Origin of the sequence: Streptomyces sp. Pv4-95 (assembly GCF_045782725.1) — a bacterium.
Taxonomy (GTDB): domain Bacteria; phylum Actinomycetota; class Actinomycetes; order Streptomycetales; family Streptomycetaceae; genus Streptomyces.
On sequence record NZ_CP127172.1, the window covers coordinates 6,427,804 to 6,443,599 of the forward strand.

Annotated in this window: 16 protein-coding genes; 7 read left to right on the plus strand and 9 right to left on the minus strand. The window is 71.4% G+C overall.

All coding sequences use genetic code 11. From position 1 onward, the window contains the following. Window positions 1-6 precede the first annotated feature (6 nt). On the plus strand, window positions 7-612 hold the full coding sequence (gene amaP, locus QOM21_RS28115; protein WP_407553786.1) for an alkaline shock response membrane anchor protein AmaP: 606 nt from the start codon (window positions 7-9) through the stop codon (window positions 610-612). An 89-nt stretch (window positions 613-701) separates the two neighbouring features. On the opposite strand, the gene QOM21_RS28120 is transcribed toward amaP, so the two are convergent. From QOM21_RS28120 to QOM21_RS28145, 6 genes are all read right to left on the minus strand, one after another. Beyond that, window positions 702-1,457, minus strand: a complete 756-nt coding sequence (locus QOM21_RS28120) for an SDR family oxidoreductase (protein ID WP_407553787.1) — start codon at window positions 1,455-1,457, stop codon at window positions 702-704. A gap of 4 nt (window positions 1,458-1,461) precedes the next feature. Continuing rightward, on the minus strand, window positions 1,462-3,252 hold the full coding sequence (locus tag QOM21_RS28125) for a glycoside hydrolase family 15 protein (RefSeq protein ID WP_407553788.1): 1,791 nt from the start codon (window positions 3,250-3,252) through the stop codon (window positions 1,462-1,464). 29 nt (window positions 3,253-3,281) lie between these two features. Then, on the minus strand, window positions 3,282-4,199 hold the full coding sequence (locus QOM21_RS28130; RefSeq protein WP_407553789.1) for an SURF1 family protein: 918 nt from the start codon (window positions 4,197-4,199) through the stop codon (window positions 3,282-3,284). An 85-nt stretch (window positions 4,200-4,284) separates the two neighbouring features. Beyond that, on the minus strand, window positions 4,285-4,518 hold the full coding sequence (locus QOM21_RS28135; RefSeq protein WP_398556362.1) for a hypothetical protein: 234 nt from the start codon (window positions 4,516-4,518) through the stop codon (window positions 4,285-4,287). A gap of 63 nt (window positions 4,519-4,581) precedes the next feature. Further along, a complete protein-coding gene (locus tag QOM21_RS28140; protein WP_407553790.1) occupies window positions 4,582-5,616 on the minus strand; it encodes a DEDDh family exonuclease in 1,035 nt (344 codons plus the stop codon). A 264-nt stretch (window positions 5,617-5,880) separates the two neighbouring features. After that, entirely contained in the window at window positions 5,881-6,591 is a 711-nt protein-coding gene (locus QOM21_RS28145) for a Type 1 glutamine amidotransferase-like domain-containing protein (RefSeq protein WP_407553791.1), read from the minus strand. A 97-nt stretch (window positions 6,592-6,688) separates the two neighbouring features. Here QOM21_RS28145 and QOM21_RS28150 point away from each other — a divergent pair, with 97 nt between their 5' ends. Then, window positions 6,689-7,654, plus strand: a complete 966-nt coding sequence (locus QOM21_RS28150; protein ID WP_407553792.1) for a sterol desaturase family protein — start codon at window positions 6,689-6,691, stop codon at window positions 7,652-7,654. Further along, window positions 7,651-8,394: a lysoplasmalogenase gene (locus QOM21_RS28155; protein ID WP_407553793.1), complete on the plus strand. Its 744-nt coding sequence runs from the start codon at window positions 7,651-7,653 to the stop codon at window positions 8,392-8,394. The genes QOM21_RS28150 and QOM21_RS28155 overlap by 4 nt, the downstream gene beginning before the upstream one ends. Window positions 8,395-8,449: 55 nt before the next feature. Here QOM21_RS28155 and QOM21_RS28160 read toward each other — a convergent pair whose 3' ends face one another. After that, window positions 8,450-9,283: a helix-turn-helix transcriptional regulator gene (locus QOM21_RS28160; RefSeq protein ID WP_407553794.1), complete on the minus strand. Its 834-nt coding sequence runs from the start codon at window positions 9,281-9,283 to the stop codon at window positions 8,450-8,452. Between the two features lie 128 nt (window positions 9,284-9,411). Between QOM21_RS28160 and QOM21_RS28165 the strand changes: the two genes are divergently transcribed. Continuing rightward, complete coding sequence (locus tag QOM21_RS28165; RefSeq protein WP_407553795.1) at window positions 9,412-10,146, plus strand: SDR family oxidoreductase; 735 nt, start codon at window positions 9,412-9,414, stop codon at window positions 10,144-10,146. A 138-nt stretch (window positions 10,147-10,284) separates the two neighbouring features. Here QOM21_RS28165 and QOM21_RS28170 read toward each other — a convergent pair whose 3' ends face one another. Then, window positions 10,285-11,796, minus strand: coding sequence for a S8 family peptidase (locus tag QOM21_RS28170; RefSeq protein ID WP_407553796.1), 1,512 nt, complete (start codon window positions 11,794-11,796; stop codon window positions 10,285-10,287). 537 nt (window positions 11,797-12,333) lie between these two features. On the opposite strand from QOM21_RS28170, the gene QOM21_RS28175 reads away from it, so the two are divergent. From QOM21_RS28175 to moaA, 3 genes are all read left to right on the plus strand, one after another. Continuing rightward, complete coding sequence (locus tag QOM21_RS28175) at window positions 12,334-12,678, plus strand: DUF485 domain-containing protein (RefSeq protein ID WP_393895872.1); 345 nt, start codon at window positions 12,334-12,336, stop codon at window positions 12,676-12,678. After that, on the plus strand, window positions 12,675-14,312 hold the full coding sequence (locus QOM21_RS28180) for a cation acetate symporter (protein WP_407553797.1): 1,638 nt from the start codon (window positions 12,675-12,677) through the stop codon (window positions 14,310-14,312). The genes QOM21_RS28175 and QOM21_RS28180 overlap by 4 nt, the downstream gene beginning before the upstream one ends. A 145-nt stretch (window positions 14,313-14,457) precedes the next feature. Then, window positions 14,458-15,447, plus strand: coding sequence for a GTP 3',8-cyclase MoaA (gene moaA, locus QOM21_RS28185; protein ID WP_407553798.1), 990 nt, complete (start codon window positions 14,458-14,460; stop codon window positions 15,445-15,447). 38 nt (window positions 15,448-15,485) lie between these two features. Here the strand turns inward: moaA and QOM21_RS28190 are convergent, their stop codons facing one another. Further along, window positions 15,486-15,722 (minus strand): hypothetical protein, encoded by a 237-nt coding sequence (locus QOM21_RS28190; RefSeq protein WP_407553799.1) that lies wholly within the window; start codon window positions 15,720-15,722, stop codon window positions 15,486-15,488. Between the last annotated feature and the right edge of the window lie 74 nt (window positions 15,723-15,796).

Below are 15,796 nucleotides of genomic sequence, written 5' to 3' on the forward strand. Positions count from 1 at the left end.
CGCGACATGCGCAAGGTGCGAAGAACCGTCAACCGGGTGCTGCTGGGCCTGGCGGGCGCGGTGCTCTTCGGGGCCGGCGCCTCGGTGCTGACGGCCGGTCTCGACCTGCCCGCCAAATGGCACTTCACGCTGCCGGAGAACTGGCCCTGGACCGGTCCCGACGAGGTGCTGCTCTCCGACGAAAACCGCACCCGGTGGACGGACAGCAGCTGGTGGTGGCCCACGGTCATCGCGGCCCTGGCCGTACTGCTCCTGCTGGCGCTGTGGTGGCTGCTGGTGCAGTTCCGGCGGCACCGGCTGACCCATCTCCTGGTCGACAGCGGCGACGGTGAGGGCGCCCTGCTGCGCGGCCGGGCCCTGGAGGACGCGCTGACGGCCGAGACGGAGGCCCTGGCCGGTGTGGACGGTGCCGGTGTGCGGCTGACCGGCCGGCGGACCGAGCCCACGGTGCGGGCCCGGCTGGCGCTCGCTCCGCACGCCGACCCGGGCACGGTGGTGCAGCGCCTGGCGGACGACGCGTTGGACAACGCGCGCCGCTCGGCGGGCCTGGAGCAGCTGCCGGCGGACGTACGGCTGCGGGCCGTGCGGCACCGCGCGGAGCGGGTCAGTTGACGGCACGGCGCGGGTCATGAACCGACGAAGCGCCCCGGGTAGCGGCCAGGACCGGCTCCCCCGGGGCGCTTCGCCGTGCAGGCGGTGCGTCAGAAGCCGTGCCGTGCCCCGCCGTCGACCGGCACCATGACGCCGGTGATGTAGGAGGCGGCCGGCGAGAGCAGGAACGCCGCGGTCCGGCCGAACTCCTCGGGGTTGCCGTAGCGGCCCAGCGGAATCGACGCGGAGTTGCGCGCACGGGAGCCCTCCGGGTCCCCGGAGAGCGCGTCGAGCTGGGTCATCCGGTCGGTGGCGATCCGGCCCGGCAGCACGCCGACGACGCGGATGCCGCGCGGGCCCACCTCGTTGGCCAGCGACTTGGCGAACCCGGCGAGCCCCGGGCGCAGCCCGTTGGAGATGGTCAGGCCGCCGATCGGCTCGTAGACGGAGCCGGACAGCACGAACCCGATGACGCCGCCCTCGTCCAGCTCGGCGGCGGCGGTCCTGGCCAGCCGCACCGCGCCCAGGAAGACCGCTTCGAAGGCCGACTGCCACTGCTCGTCGCTGTTGTCGGCGGCCGAGCCGGGCGGCGGGCCGCCGACGCTGATCAGGATGCCGTCGAAGCGGCCGAAGCGTTCACGGGCCGCCGCGACCAGGCGCGCCGCGGCGTCCGGATCGGCGTTGTCGGCCGCGACGCCGAGGGCGCGGTCGCCCAGGGACGAGGCCGCCTCGGCCGCGCTCTCCTCGCTGCGCCCGGTGAGCACGACGTTGGCGCCGTCGGCGATCAGTTCACGGGCGGTGGCGAAACCCAGCCCACGGGTCGCTCCGGTGACGATGTACGTCCGGTCGGTGAGTCCAAGATCCATGGCCCTAGTCTGCCCCCGGGCCGTCCAGCAGCGCGAAGGCGGTCCCCACCAGTCCGATATGGCTGAACGCCTGCGGGTAGTTGCCCAGCTGCCGCCCGGCGACCGGGTCGTACTCCTCGGCCAGCAGCCCGACGTCGTTGCGCAGGTCCAGCAGCCGCTCGAACAGCGCGCGGGCCTCGTCACGGCGGCCGATCGCGTGCAGGGCGTCGGCGAGCCAGAACGAGCAGACCAGGAAGGCCCCCTCGCCCCCCGGCAGGCCGTCGACGGAGACGCCGTCGGCGGGGGTGCTGTAGCGGCGCACCAGTCCGTCGCGCGTCAGCTCCCGCTGCACCGCCTCGACGGTGCCGACGACCCGCGGGTCGGTCGCCGGCAGGAAGCCGACGCGGGGGATCAGCAGCGTCGCGGCGTCCAGCTCGGTCGAGCCGTAGTACTGGGTGAAGGTGCCGCGTTCCGCGTCGTAGCCCTGTTCGCAGACCTCGCGGTGGACCTCGTCGCGCATCGCCTTCCAGCGGGTGAGGTCGCCGCCGGCCTTCGGGTACGCCTCCAGCACGCGCACCGCGCGGTCCGCGGCGACCCAGGCCATGACCTTGGAGTGCACGAAGTGGCGCCGTGGCCCCCGGATCTCCCACAGCCCCTCGTCGGGGTCGCGCCAGTTGGACTCCAGGTACTCCACCAGGGTGCGCTGGATCCGCCAGGCGTGGTGCTCCGACGGCAGACCCGCGGTACGGGCGATGTGGAAGGAGTCCAGCACCTCGCCGTAGACGTCGAGCTGGCGTTGTTCGACGGCGGCGTTGCCGATCCGCACCGGCGGGGAGTCGGCGTATCCGGACAGCCACGGGAGTTCGGCCTCCGGCAGCCGCCGCTCGCCGGACAGCCCGTACATGATCTGCAGGTCCTGGGGCGCACCGGCCACCGCACGCAGCAGCCAGTCCCGCCACGCCCGCGCCTCGTCGAGATACCCGGCGGCGATCAGGGAGTTCAGGGTGAGGCTGGCGTCCCGCACCCAGCAGTAGCGGTAGTCCCAGTTGCGGATGCCGCCGAGCTCCTCGGGCAGCGAGGTGGTGGGAGCCGCGACGATGCCGCCGGTGGGCGCGTACGTGAGCGCCTTGAGGGTGATCAGGGAGCGGATCACCGCGGCGCGGTAGGGGCCTTCGTAGCGGCAGCGGGCGGACCAGCCCTGCCAGTCGTCCAAGGTGACGTCGAGTGCCACGAACGGGTCGATCTGGTCCGGCCGGGGCTCGTGGGAGGGGTGCCAGGTCAGCACGAACGCGGCGCGTTCGCCCTCGGCGACGGTGAAGTCCGAGCGGGTGCTGAAGTCCTTGCCGTACGTGGTGCCCCGGGAGGGGGTGCGCAGCCACACCGAGTCCGGTCCGGCGACCGCGACCCGGCAGCCCTCGGAGTGCCGCACCCAGGGAACCACCCGCCCGTAGTCGAAGCGCAGCCGCAGCACACCGCGCATCTCGACGGTGCCGCGGATGCCTTCGACGATCCGTACGACATCGGGGGCGCGGTCGCGCTGCGGCATGAAGTCGGTGACCTTGACGGCGCCGGTGGAGGTCTCCCACACGGTGTCCAGCACGAGGGAGTCACCGCGGTAGGAGCGCTCGGCGCGGGCGTCGGCGTCCCGGGGGGCCAGCCGCCAGTGTCCGTTGTCCCTGTTGCCGAGGACGGCGGCGAAACAGGCGGCCGAATCGAAGCGCGGCAGGCACAGCCAGTCGATGGATCCGTCGCGGCCGACGAGTGCGGCGGTCTGCAGATCGCCGATGAGCGCGTAGTCCTCGATAAGTGGGTGCACTCAGCGCACCTTCCCGCGAGGGGGGCGCGCTACTCGGGCGGCGCGGCTGTCCGGGCTACGGCTTCCGCCCGGTCAGATGCCTGGTCCGGTGCGGGGCCCTTGCCGTCCTCGGTGGCGTCTGCCTCCGCCTCCGGTGCGGGAGGCTCGGTTCCCTGAGGCGCCGGGGGACCGGCCGCGCCCCGGTCCTCCGCGGCCGCGGCCGCGGCCCGGTCGCGGCGCTCGCGGCGCACCAGGACGACCCAGCCGACCGGGACCGCGGCAGCGAACAGCCACCACTGGATGGCGTACGCCATGTGCGGGCCGATGCTGTCGTGATCCGGCTCGGGGACCTGCTCGGGCTTGCCGCCGGCCGGCTCGGGACCGGTCTGCTCGATGTAGCCGCCGAGCACCGGCCGGTGCAGCCGCTCGGCCTGCTGCCCGCTGTTGATCAGCATCACCTGGCGGGCCGGCAGTCCCTTGGTGTTCTTGATGCCGCTCTCTGCGGTGGTCTCGTCGGCCATCATCCGGCCGGTCACGGTCACCTGGCCGCGAGGGGCGGCCGGGACGTCGGGGAACCTCGTGAGGTCGTTGCCCGCCGAGATCCAGCCCCGGTTCACCAGGACGGCGTCGCCGCCGGGCAGGAGCAGGGGGGTCAGGACGTAGTAGCCGATGCTCTGCTCGTCGGCGGCGGTGCGCTGGCGGACGACGACCTCGTGGCGGGTGTCGTACCGGCCGGTGGCGGTGACCGTGCGCCACATGTCGTCCCGGGGCAGTGGCCGGCCCGGCGCGGTCAGCTCGGTGACCGGGACCGGCTGGGCGGCGAGGCTGTCCGCGATGAGCTGGTTCTGCGCCACCTTGTGTTCGTGGCGGTGGAACTGCCAGAAGCCCAGCTTGATCATCGTTGGGATCAGGACCAGGCCCACGAGGGTGAGGATCACCCACTGCCGGGACAACAGGAAGCGGTACACGCATTGACGGTACCCGGAGTGCGGCGGCCCCCGAGCAGGGGGTCCTGCCGGGGGCCGAGAGCCGCTCGGAGGGCCGGCGGCCGGGTCAGACTCTGTCGACGATGCCCACCTTCCCCTCCGCGCGGGCGCAGTGGGCGCCGCAGAACCACTGGTCGCCGACCTCGACGCCCTGGCCGATGATCTGGCATCGGCAGTGCTCGCAGATCGGTGCCATGCGGTGGATGGCGCAGGAGAAGCAGTCGAAGACGTGCACCGCGCCCTGCGCGTGCACCTCGAACGTCATGCCGTAGTCGTTTCCGCAGACCTCACAACGTGCCATGCGCCACAGGGTGCGGGCGGGGCCTGCGCGGGGCGAGGTGCTGACGGGTGTGTTGGACGGGCTTCACCCGGAAGCAGGCGCGGAGGGCGCCGGCGCGACATCCTGCAGCAGTTGCATGAAGGCCGCCTCGTCGATCACGACCGTGCCGAACGAGGCCGCCTTGGCGGTCTTGGAGGTCTGCGCACCGGGGTCGTTGGTCACCAGCAGGCTGGTCAGCCGGGACACGCTCGTGGCGACGTGCAGGCCGGCCTCGATCGCGCGGTCCTCCAGCAGCTCGCGGTCGACGGAGGTGTCGCCCGAGAACGCGATCCGCATGCCCTGGACGAGCCGGCCGCCGCTTTCGTAGCGCCCCGGGTTGGGATACGGGCACGCCGGGCGCTTCCGGGACGGCCGCCAGGAAGTGGGGCGGTAGGAGGACGCGGAGTGCTGCCGGGGCGCGGGGGCGTCCGACCACTCCGTCAGCGGCTGGCAGCTCAGCAGGGGGAGCCGCAGATTCTCCTGCGCGGCCCGGCGCAGACCGGGGCGGAACGCCTCGGCGAGCACCCGGGCGTCGTCCAGGGCGTGGTGGGCGCGCTCCTGCACGACGCCGTAATGGGCGGCGAGCGACTCCAGCTTGTGGTTGGGCAGCGGCAGCGCCAGCTCCTTGGCGAGCGCGATCGTGCACAGGCGCTGGCGGACCGGCGCGGTCGCGGCGGCGCGGGCGTACTCCCGGGCGATCATGGACCAGTCGAACATGGCGTTGTGCGCGACGAGTACCCGGTCCTCCAGGCGCTTGGACAGCTCCGGCACGATGTCCGGGAAGAGCGGGGCGTCGGCCAGCATCGCGCTCGTCAGACCGTGGATCCAGACCGGGCCCGGGTCCCGCTGCGGGTTGACGAGGGTGTACCAGTGGTCCTGGACCTCGCCCTGTGCGTCGAGTTGATACACGGCGGCAGAGATGATCCGGTCGTCCCGGGCGAGGCCGGTGGTCTCCACGTCGACCACCGCGTATCCCTGGGGATATTCGGTCGGCCAAGGAGCCGGCGGCGTCTGCGGGCCCGGCTGCTGCCCGATCTTCGGTGCGATCGAGGGGGCTGCTGCCATGCGGTCTTCGAGCATGGTCAATGAGGATACGGGCCGCCACTGACAGCCACCGCACCGCCCGTCGCGCGCGTCGGCCCGCGCGGTGCCCCTGCCGCCGCCGGTGCGGAGGCGATCGGCGGCGGTCGCAAGGCCGGACGAAAGCACCGTCAACAGGCCCTGGGCAGCGCGGATGAAGGGTGTCGCCGGGTCGTCGGGGGTCGCATCGCGCTGCCCCGGGACGCAGGCCGCGCTACGTCCGCCGCCGGCCCGCACTTTCGGGTTGTCGCCCGCGCGGAGGCGTCAGGTCTGAGGGGCGAGCGGACGCGCCGCCCATGGCGTCTCGGTCACCGCACCACCGACGCCGACGCTCACCCGTCGCACGGTGGCGTCCGGCCTGCGCGTCACCACATCCACCGGCTCCCCGTCGGTGAACACCGCGGCGGCACCGTCGTCGATGGCCCAACCACTCGGAAGGGCACCGCTGTTGACCGCGTCCCGGTACGCGGGACGGCGTGCCGGCTCGCTGTCGTAGTGCGGACAGAGGCTGCCCGGCACCAGTCCCAGCCCGTCGGAGAGCGGCGCCACGGGCCCGAAGGAGTCCGAGAGCGCGCTCTCGAACCAGCAGCAGGCCCCCGCGCTGATGCCACAGAGCAGTACCCCGGCCTCGTACGCCTCGCGCAGGACGGTGTCCAGGCCGTGCAGGCGCCAGACGGCGAGCATGTTGGCGGTGTTGCCGCCGCCGACGTAGACGATGTCCTGGGCGAGTACAAAACTCCGCAAGTCGGGCTCGGTGCGCCGGAACAGCGCCAGATGGCTCGGCTCGCAGTCGCGCGCGGCGAAGGCGGTGTGGAACGCCTCGATGTATCCGTGGGCGTCGCCGCTCGCGGTGGGCAGGAAGCAGATCTTCGGCCGCGGCCGTGCGGCGGCCGCGAGGACGTAGTCATCGATCAGGGTGTCGTCATCGCCGGAGAAGCCGCCGCCCAGCAGGGCGAGGGTGCGTACGGGCGTCATCCGGTCCTCGATTCTCTTCCCGCTGACAGCAGGTCTTACATACTTCTCGGTAACAACCTCTAGCGGGGGCGCCACCGGCCCCCTTATGGTGCGGGGCATGCCGCACCTTCCCGATGTCGTGTTGTGGTCCGTCCCGGCCTTCGTCCTGCTCACCGTCGTGGAGATGGTGAGCTATCGCCTGCATCCCGACGAGGACGCGGAGGGCTATCAGGCCAAGGACGCCGCCACCAGCGTCGGAATGGGGCTGGGCAGCCTCGTCTTCGACGCCCTGTGGAAGATTCCGATCGTGGCGATCTACGCCGCGGTCTACGAACTCACCCCGCTGCGTGTCCCCGTCCTGTGGTGGACGGTGTTGCTGATGCTGCTGGCGCAGGACTTCTTCTATTACTGGTCACACCGCGGGCACCACGTCATCCGCGTCCTGTGGGCGTGCCATGTGGTGCACCACTCCAGCAAGAAGTTCAACCTGACCACCGCGCTGCGGCAGCCCTGGACGACGTGGACCGTCTGGCCGTTCTACGTCCCGATGATCGCCCTCGGGGTGCATCCGGCGGCTGTCGCGTTCTGTTCGGGGGCCAACCTCGTCTACCAGTTCTGGGTCCACACCGAGCGGATCGGCAAGCTGCCGCGCCCGGTGGAGTTCGTCCTGAACACGCCCTCCCACCACCGCGTCCACCACGCCTCGCAGGGCGGCTACCTCGACCGGAACTTCGGCGGGATCCTGATCCTCTGGGACCGGATGTTCGGCTCGTTCGTCGCCGAGACCGAGCGGCCCGTGTACGGCCTCACCAAGAACATCGAGACGTACAACCCGCTGCGGGTGGCCACCCATGAGTACGCCGCCATCGCGCGTGACGTACGGGCGGCCGACACCTGGCGCGAGCGCGCCGGACGGGTCTTCGGCGGGCCCGGCTGGCAGCCGGCGGCCGCGGCCGTACCCGTCCCGGCCCCGGAGGGCGCCGCCAAGTCCCCGGTGGAGGCGGGCAGTTCGCCGGTGCCGGCCGGCGGGAAGAAAGCCCGGCGCGACAAGAAGAACGCCACCGTCAAGGAGCCCGCCGCGTGACCTTCCCCGGGCCCGGCCCCCGTACCGCACGGATCCTGGCCGGCGCCTTCGGCGTGCTGGCCGTCGTCCAGCTCGCGGCCCTGCTGACCGGAGCGGCCACCGGAACCGCCGACGGACTCGGCGCCGCGGCGGACCTCGCCGTGCACGTCACCAAGCCCGCCCTGATGCCGGTGCTCGCCGCGTACGTCCTCGCTCGCGGCGGTCCGCCGCTGCTGGCCGGCGCGCTGCTGTTCGGCTGCGGGGGCGACACCTTCCTCCAGATCGGCGGCGACACCCTCTTCCTGCTGGGGATGGGCTCGTTCGCCGCCGGGCACGTCTGCTACCTGGTGCTCTTCGCCCGCCACGGCGCCCCCGACGCACGGCGGGGGCGTACCGCGGCGGCTGCCGCCGCGTACGCGGCCCTGCTGACCGGCACCGTGGTGCTGCTGTGGCCGGATCTGCCGCCCGAGCTGCGGATCCCGGTGGCGGGCTACAGCCTGCTGCTCACCGCGATGGCGTTCGGCGCGCTGCGGGCAGGGCCCTGGGCCGCGCTGGGCGGGCTGCTCTTCCTGCTCTCGGACACCCTGATCGCGACCGGCATCGCCGAGTGGCCGCAGCTGCCGGGCCCGCAGTTCTGGATCATGCTCACCTATGTCGCGGCCCAGTGCGCGCTGGCCTTCGGCGTGCTCCGGGCGGCCGCCGCCCCGCGCGGACCGCGTGCCGCCGCGCAGCCGACCCGTACGGCCGGCTCGGCCGTCTGAGCCCGCCGGGCGCCGCGGCGACTGCTCGGCAGATCCCGGCCGCCCTCTCCTCCGGCTACCGGGCGGCCTGATCCGAGGTGGCGTGGAGGGAGCCGAGCAGGCCCAGGGCCTGGGCGCTGGGGCTGCCGGGTTCGGCCTGGTAGATGACCAGTTGCTGGCCCGGAGCGTCGCGTACGTCGAAGGACTGGTAGGTGAGCGCCAGGGGTCCGACGTCCGGGTGGAGCAGGTGCTTGGCGTCCTGGGTCTTGCCGCGCACGGCGTGGGTGTTCCACAGGCGGGTGAAGTCCGCGCTGTGCTCGGTGAGGGTGCGGACGAGCTCCCGCAGGCGTGGGTTGTCCGGGTCGAGACCGGCCGACTGGCGCAGGTGACTCACGGTGGCCTGCGCCGCCTGACTCCACCTGGTGTAGAAGTGTCGGCCCGCCGGATCGAGGAAGGTCATGCGGGCCAGATTGTCGGCCTGCTCGAAGGGTGAGTACAGGGCCTCGGCCAGGGCGTTGCCCGCCAGGACGTCCAAGGTCGGGTTGATGACGAACGCCGGCGCGCCCGGGTAGCCGTCCATCAGCCGGCGAAGGGCGGGACCGACGCGGTCCGTGGTGTGGGCGAACCGGTTGACCGACGCGGTCCCGGCCAGCTGGTGCAGGTGTGCGTGGGCGTCGGGGTCCAGCCGCAGGGCGCGTCCGAGCGCGTCGAGTACCTGGGCCGAGGGGTGGCGCTCGCGCCCCTGTTCCAGGCGGGTGTAGTAATCCGCGTTCACCCCGGCCAGGACCGCGACCTCTTCACGGCGCAGTCCGGTGACCCTGCGTACGCCGTAGCTCGCCATGCCGATGTCCTGCGGCCGCAGGCCCGCCCTGCGTGCGCGCAGGAACTCTCCCAGGTGGTTGTCGGTCATGTCCTCAGGCTAGGACGCGGGGGCGGCGTGCTGCCCGGGTGCACCGCACCCAGGCAAGCCGCGTCCTGGTCGGTGGTCCCCGACCTGTCCAGACTCGGCCGGGCACCCCACCGAGAGGAACAGCAGACATGACAGACACAGCCAAGGTCGTGGCGGTCACCGGAGCGAGCAGCGGGATCGGCGAGGCGACGGCCCGCCGACTCGCCGCGGACGGCCACCGCTTGTTCCTCGGAGCACGGCGCACCGATCGCCTCGATGCGCTGACCCGGGAGATCACCACCGAGGGCGGCACCGCGGCCTTCCAACGGCTGGACGTCACGGACGCCGACGATGTCCACGCCTTCGTGTCCGCGGCTCGCGAGCGCTACGGCCGAGTGGACGTGGTGGTCAACAACGCCGGAGTGATGCCGCTCTCGCCACTGGAGGCGCTCAAGACCGACGAGTGGGACCGCATGATCGACGTCAATGTGCGGGGAGTCCTGCACGGCATCGCCGCCGCTCTGCCCGTGATGCGCGCTCAGGGCGGCGGGCACTTCGTGAACATCGCCTCCGTCGGCGCCTACGAGGTCTCGCCCACCGCCGCCGTCTACTGCGCCACCAAGTTCGCGGTCCGCGCGATCTCCGAAGGACTGCGCCAGGAGTCCACCGGGAACATCCGGGTCACCCTCGTCTCCCCGGGCGTGACCGAGTCCGAACTCGCCGACGGCATCTCCGACCCTGCCGCCAGGGAGGCCATGAAGACCTACCGCGCCGCGGCACTGCCCGCCTCCGCCATCGCGGAGGCCATTGCCTACGCCCTTTCGCAGCCCACGCAGGTCGACGTCAACGAGATCGTCGTCCGTCCCACCGCAAGTGCCCAATAGCCCGAGCAGCGCCCCACGTGGTGCCCATGATGCTCTCGATCACACCCATGCCGAGCCGCAGAAAAGCCGGGGCGAGCAGCCCGCCAGGTGCGGCGCAACGGGCCGGGGGGGGGCGAACCACCCGGCCCGTCGGGGGAGTTACTTCTTCACCGCGTCCAGCGCGTCGACGATGCCGTAGCCGAAGTGGCTGTTGACATGCTTCGTGCCGGTGCAGGTGGCGTCACCCGTGGGGCAGCCGGGGTTGTCGGCCTGCTCCTTGAGGAGCCACTGGATCTCCTGTGGGCTCGCCTTCGGGTGGGCGCTCTTGACCAGCGCCGCGACACCCGCGACATGCGGCGATGCCATGGACGTGCCGGCCAGGTAGGCCCAGTCGCCGCCCGGCATCGTGGAGAGGATGTTGCCGTGCTTGGCGGGCAGCTCGGGCACCTGCCGCGAGTCGCCGCCCGGGGCCGCCACATCGATCTGGCCGAGGCCGTAGTTCGAGTAGTACGACTTGAGCTTGTGCACGCCGGTCGCGGCGACCGTCACCGTGCCCGGGATCTGGGTGGGGACGTCCCAGCAGGTCTTCGGGTCGATGGTGCGCTCGACCGGTGTCGAGTCGTTCGGGCTGCTGTTGTCGGCGATCTTGGCAGCCGCGAGGTCGAAGCTGGAGTTGCCCGCGGCGGCGACGTTGATCGCGCCCTTGCGCTGGGCGTACTTCGCGGCCCGGCCGACCGCGTCAACGATGGCGGCCTGGTCGGCGTCATCCTTGCAGTTGAACATCCACGGGTCGACGTAGTAGCTGTTGTTCGTGACCTCGACGCCGTGGTCGGCCGCGAAGACGAAGGCACACACCACGCTCTCGGCGAAGAAGAGGGAGGTCTCGGGCTCGCTGACCTTGATGGCCGAGATCTTCACGCCCGGGGCGACACCCGCCACGCCCACGCCGTTGCGGGCCGCGGCGATCGAGCCGGCGACATGCGTGCCGTGGTAGTCGTTGTCCGGGTCGTACGGGCGCCAGGAGCCTGCGGAGGTATCGGCGACGCCGCCCACGCAGTTGGCGGACTGCTTCGCCGAGAAGTTCGCCTTCAGGTCCGGGTGGGTGTCGTCCACACCGGTGTCGATGACGGCGACGGTGACCTTCTTGCTGCCGGGGTTCACCTGCGCGGCCTTGTCGGCCTTGATCGCCGGGAGGTCCCACTGCAGGGGCTCCAGCGGCTCCTCACCGCTCGCCTTGGCCGCCGCGGCAGCCTTGAGCTGGGACTTCGGCAGCGCGACCTTCTGCGGCTTGCCGATGTCGGTGGTGCCCGACGCCTTCAGCGGCGAGGTGCGGGTGGCGCCCGCGGACTGCACACCCTGCACGGTGCGGATCGACTCCGCGAACCGGGGGTTGGCCGAATGGACGACGATCACACCGATCTGCTGATGAGCGGTGACCACCTTCCCCCCGGCCTTGGCTATCTCCTTCGACACCCTGCCGACCGTGGCCCGGTCCGGGGTGGTGTTCACGACGTACGAGAGCAGCGGGCCGTCGGTCGAGACGGCAGCGGCCGGAGCGGTCTCCTGCGACGCGGCGGTGGCCGCGTTCGGGAGGAAACCGAGGGATGCCGTCAGAGCCAGTCCGAGCGGGACGGCCAACGCCCGCACCCGTCTGGATCGGGGATGCGCCATGGGTACTCCACATCATCCGTGAGACCGCCCGTGCACGGGTGTGCGCACGGGCGGATGCAATGACTCGTGAAGTTATCCGCGATCACCGAGGAACAGCAATGGACTCGGCCGAAAACCTGGCACATATGGCATATTGACGCTGCGTCACATGAATCGGGCGAGTCGTTCACGGAGCGCGGCGCAGGGCCCCGATGCTCAGCGGCGGCAGCGCGATCCGCGGGCCGTACCACCGGCGCCGCTCCCTCCCGGCCGGCCGCGGCGCCATGGGCGGGACGGCGAGTGGGACCGGCAGCCGGACGCTGCCGTAGGGGCGCCGACGGGGGCCGGAAGGCCGCGGGGCCTGCGGGGGAGGCGGTTTCACAACCGTCTCAACGAAGCGTCCTCCGAGCGGTGGCGGTCCGTCCGGCCAATCCTCTGGAATTCAACCAACAGCCCCCTGTCGCATCGTTTGCCACGGCTCTACCATGCGTGATCCGGATCACTTAACTGATTCTTACCGACGGCCTTCCCGCCAGCAACTACGCGTCAGGAGATTCCGTGAGCACCGCACCGCCCTCCGCCCCGGGGCCGCACGAGCCGCCCGACTACGCCCAGGTGCAGTCGAGCGCGGAATTCGCCGCACTGCGTCACTCGTACCGCTCGTTCGCCTTCCCGCTCACCATTGCCTTCATCCTCTGGTACCTCACGTACGTGCTGCTCTCCAGCTACGCGGGCGACTTCATGGGCCTGAAGGTCTTCGGCAACGTCAACGTCGCCTTTGTTCTCGGCATCGCCCAGTTCGTCACCACCTTCCTCATCGCCTGGTGGTACGCCCGGCACGCCGCAGCCAAGCTCGACCCCAAGGCCGAGGCCATCAAGTCCCGCCTGGAGGGCGACGCATGAACCTCATCCAGCAGGCGCACACCCTCCCGCTCGCGGCAGGCGGCGCGGGTGAGCACCGCCCCCTGATCATTTCGCTCTTCGCGGCCTTCGTCCTGGCCACCCTCGCCATCACCGTCTGGGCGGGCCGGCAGACCAAGGGGGCGGAGGACTTCTACGCCGGCGGCCGGCAGTTCAGCGGCTTCCAGAACGGCCTGGCGATCTCCGGCGACTACATGTCCGCCGCGTCCTTCCTCGGCATCGCCGGCGCCATCGCGCTCTTCGGCTACGACGGCTTCCTGTACTCCATCGGCTTCCTCGTCGCCTGGCTGGTCGCCCTGCTCCTGGTCGCCGAACCCCTGCGCAACTCGGGCCGCTTCACGATGGGCGACGTCCTCGCCTACCGCATGCGCCAGCGCCCGGTCCGTACGGCCGCGGGCACCTCCACCATCATCGTCTCGATCTTCTACCTGCTCGCCCAGATGGCCGGCGCCGGCGCCCTGGTCACCCTGCTCCTCGGCATCACCAGCGAAGCGGGCAAGATCCTCGTCGTCGTCCTCGTCGGCATCGTGATGATCCTCTACGTCACCATCGGCGGCATGAAGGGCACCACCTGGGTGCAGATGGTCAAGGCCGTCCTGCTGATCGCCGGCACCCTGCTGATCACCTTCCTGGTGATGCTCAAGTTCAACTTCAACATCTCCACCCTGCTCGGTGCCGCCGCCGAGAACAGCGGCAAGGGCTCGTCCTTCCTGGAGCCCGGCCTGAAGTACGGCGCCACCGCCACCTCGAAGATCGACTTCATCTCCCTCGGCATCGCGCTCGTCCTGGGCACCGCCGGCCTGCCGCACATCCTCATCCGCTTCTACACGGTGCCCACGGCCAAGGCCGCCCGTAAGTCGGTGAACTGGGCGATCGGCATCATCGGCGTCTTCTACCTGATGACCATCGCGCTCGGCTTCGGCGCCGCCGCCCTGATCAAGCCCGAGACGATCATCGCGTCCAACAAGGCGGGCAACACCGCGGCCCCGCTGCTCGCCCAGGAAATCGGCGGCGGTGCGGACTCCACGGGCGGCGCGATCCTGCTCGCGGTCATCTCGGCGGTGGCCTTCGCGACCATCCTCGCCGTCGTCGCGGGACTCACCCTGGCCTCGTCGTCGTCCTTCGCGCACGACCTGTACGTCAACGTCATCCGCAAGGGCAAGGCCAGTGAGAAGGAAGAGGTCCGCGCGGCCCGCTGGGCGACGGTGGGCATCGGCGCCGTCGCCATCGCCCTCGGCGTCCTCGCCCGCGGGCTGAACGTGGCGGGCCTGGTGGCCCTGGCCTTCGCCGTAGCGGCGTCCGCCAACCTCCCGACGATCCTCTACAGCCTGTTCTGGAAGCGGTTCACCACCAACGGCGCCCTGTGGTCGATCTACGGCGGCCTGGCCTCCTCGGTCCTGCTGGTCCTCTTCTCGCCCGTCGTCTCCAGCAAGGAGACGTCGATGTTCCCGGGTGTGGACTTCGCTTACTTCCCGCTGGAGAACCCCGGCCTGATCTCCATCCCGCTGGGCTTCCTGCTCGGCTGGCTGGGATCCCTCCTGTCCAAGGAGGGGCCGGACGTGAAGAAGTACGCCGAGCTGGAGGTCCGCTCCCTGACCGGAACCGGAGCGCACTGAGGCATCCGCACAGCCCCTGGGCGGGGTGGCCTCGTAGAGATCTACGAGGCCACCCCGCCCACCTCGTGCTTCTCAGACCTGCTTCTCGGCGAACCCATCGCGTAGGCTCGAAGCGTACTGACCGGACTCTCGGGGAGGGGACCTCGTGCTCATCGACACCTACGGTCGCGTGGCCACCGACCTGCGCGTTTCGCTGACCGACCGCTGCAACCTCCGGTGCACCTACTGCATGCCCGAGGAGGGCCTGCAGTGGCTGGCGAAGCCGGATCTGCTCACCGACGACGAGATCGTCCGGCTGATCAGCATCGCCGTGACCGACCTCGGCATCGAAGAGGTCCGCTTCACGGGCGGTGAGCCCCTGCTGCGCCCCGGCCTCGTCGGCATCGTCGAGCGCGTCGCGGCGCTCACCCCCCGCCCCCAGATGTCGCTGACCACCAACGGCATCGGCCTGCAGCGCACCGCGACCGCACTGCGCGACGCCGGCCTGGACCGTGTGAACGTCTCCCTGGACACCCTGCGGCCGGACGTCTTCCAGACCATGACCCGCCGCAAGCGGCACGACGACGTGCTGCGCGGTCTGGAGGCGGCCCGCGACGCCGGGCTGACCCCGGTCAAGGTCAACTCCGTGCTGATGCGGGGCCTCAACGACGACGAGGCCCCCGACCTGCTCGCCTGGGCGGTGGCGAACGACTACGAGCTCCGCTTCATCGAGCAGATGCCGCTCGACGCCCAGCACGGCTGGAAGCGCGACGGCATGATCACCGCAGGTGACATCCTCACCTCGCTGCGCACCCGCTTCGAGCTGACCGCCGAGGGCCAGGACGAGCGCGGCTCCGCGCCGGCCGAGCGCTGGACCGTCGACGGCGGCCCGCACCGCGTGGGCGTCATCGCCTCCGTCACCCGCCCGTTCTGCCGGGCCTGCGACCGCACCCGCCTGACCGCCGACGGCCAGGTCCGTACGTGCCTGTTCGCCACCGAGGAGACGGACCTGCGTGCCGCCCTCCGCTCGGACGCCCCCGACGCCGAGATCGCCCGCATCTGGAAACTCGCGATGTGGGGCAAGAAGGCCGGCTCCGGCCTGGACGACCCCACCTTCCTCCAGCCCGACCGCCCGATGTCCGCAATCGGCGGCTGAGCCCTCCGGCGAGCCGCCCGCGGCGGGCGGCTGCCCGCTCAGCCTTCGGAGTCCGGTGCCTCCCACTCCTCCAGGGTGACGACGTCCTTCAGGAAGCCGCGGACGCCGAGGAACTGGGAGAGGTGCTCGCGGTGTTCGTCGCAGGCGAGCCAGGTCTTGCGGCGCTCCGGGGTATGCAGCTTCGGGTTGTTCCAGGCGAGTACCCACACGGCGGGTGCGCGGCAGCCCTTGGCGGAGCAGATGACGGCGTTCTCGGGGGAGTTCGGGGAGTTCACGGCCTCAACCCTACGTCCCGCATCCGGACGCGGACATGGCGACGCCGGGCAGCCACGGGGGGAGCCGCCCGGCG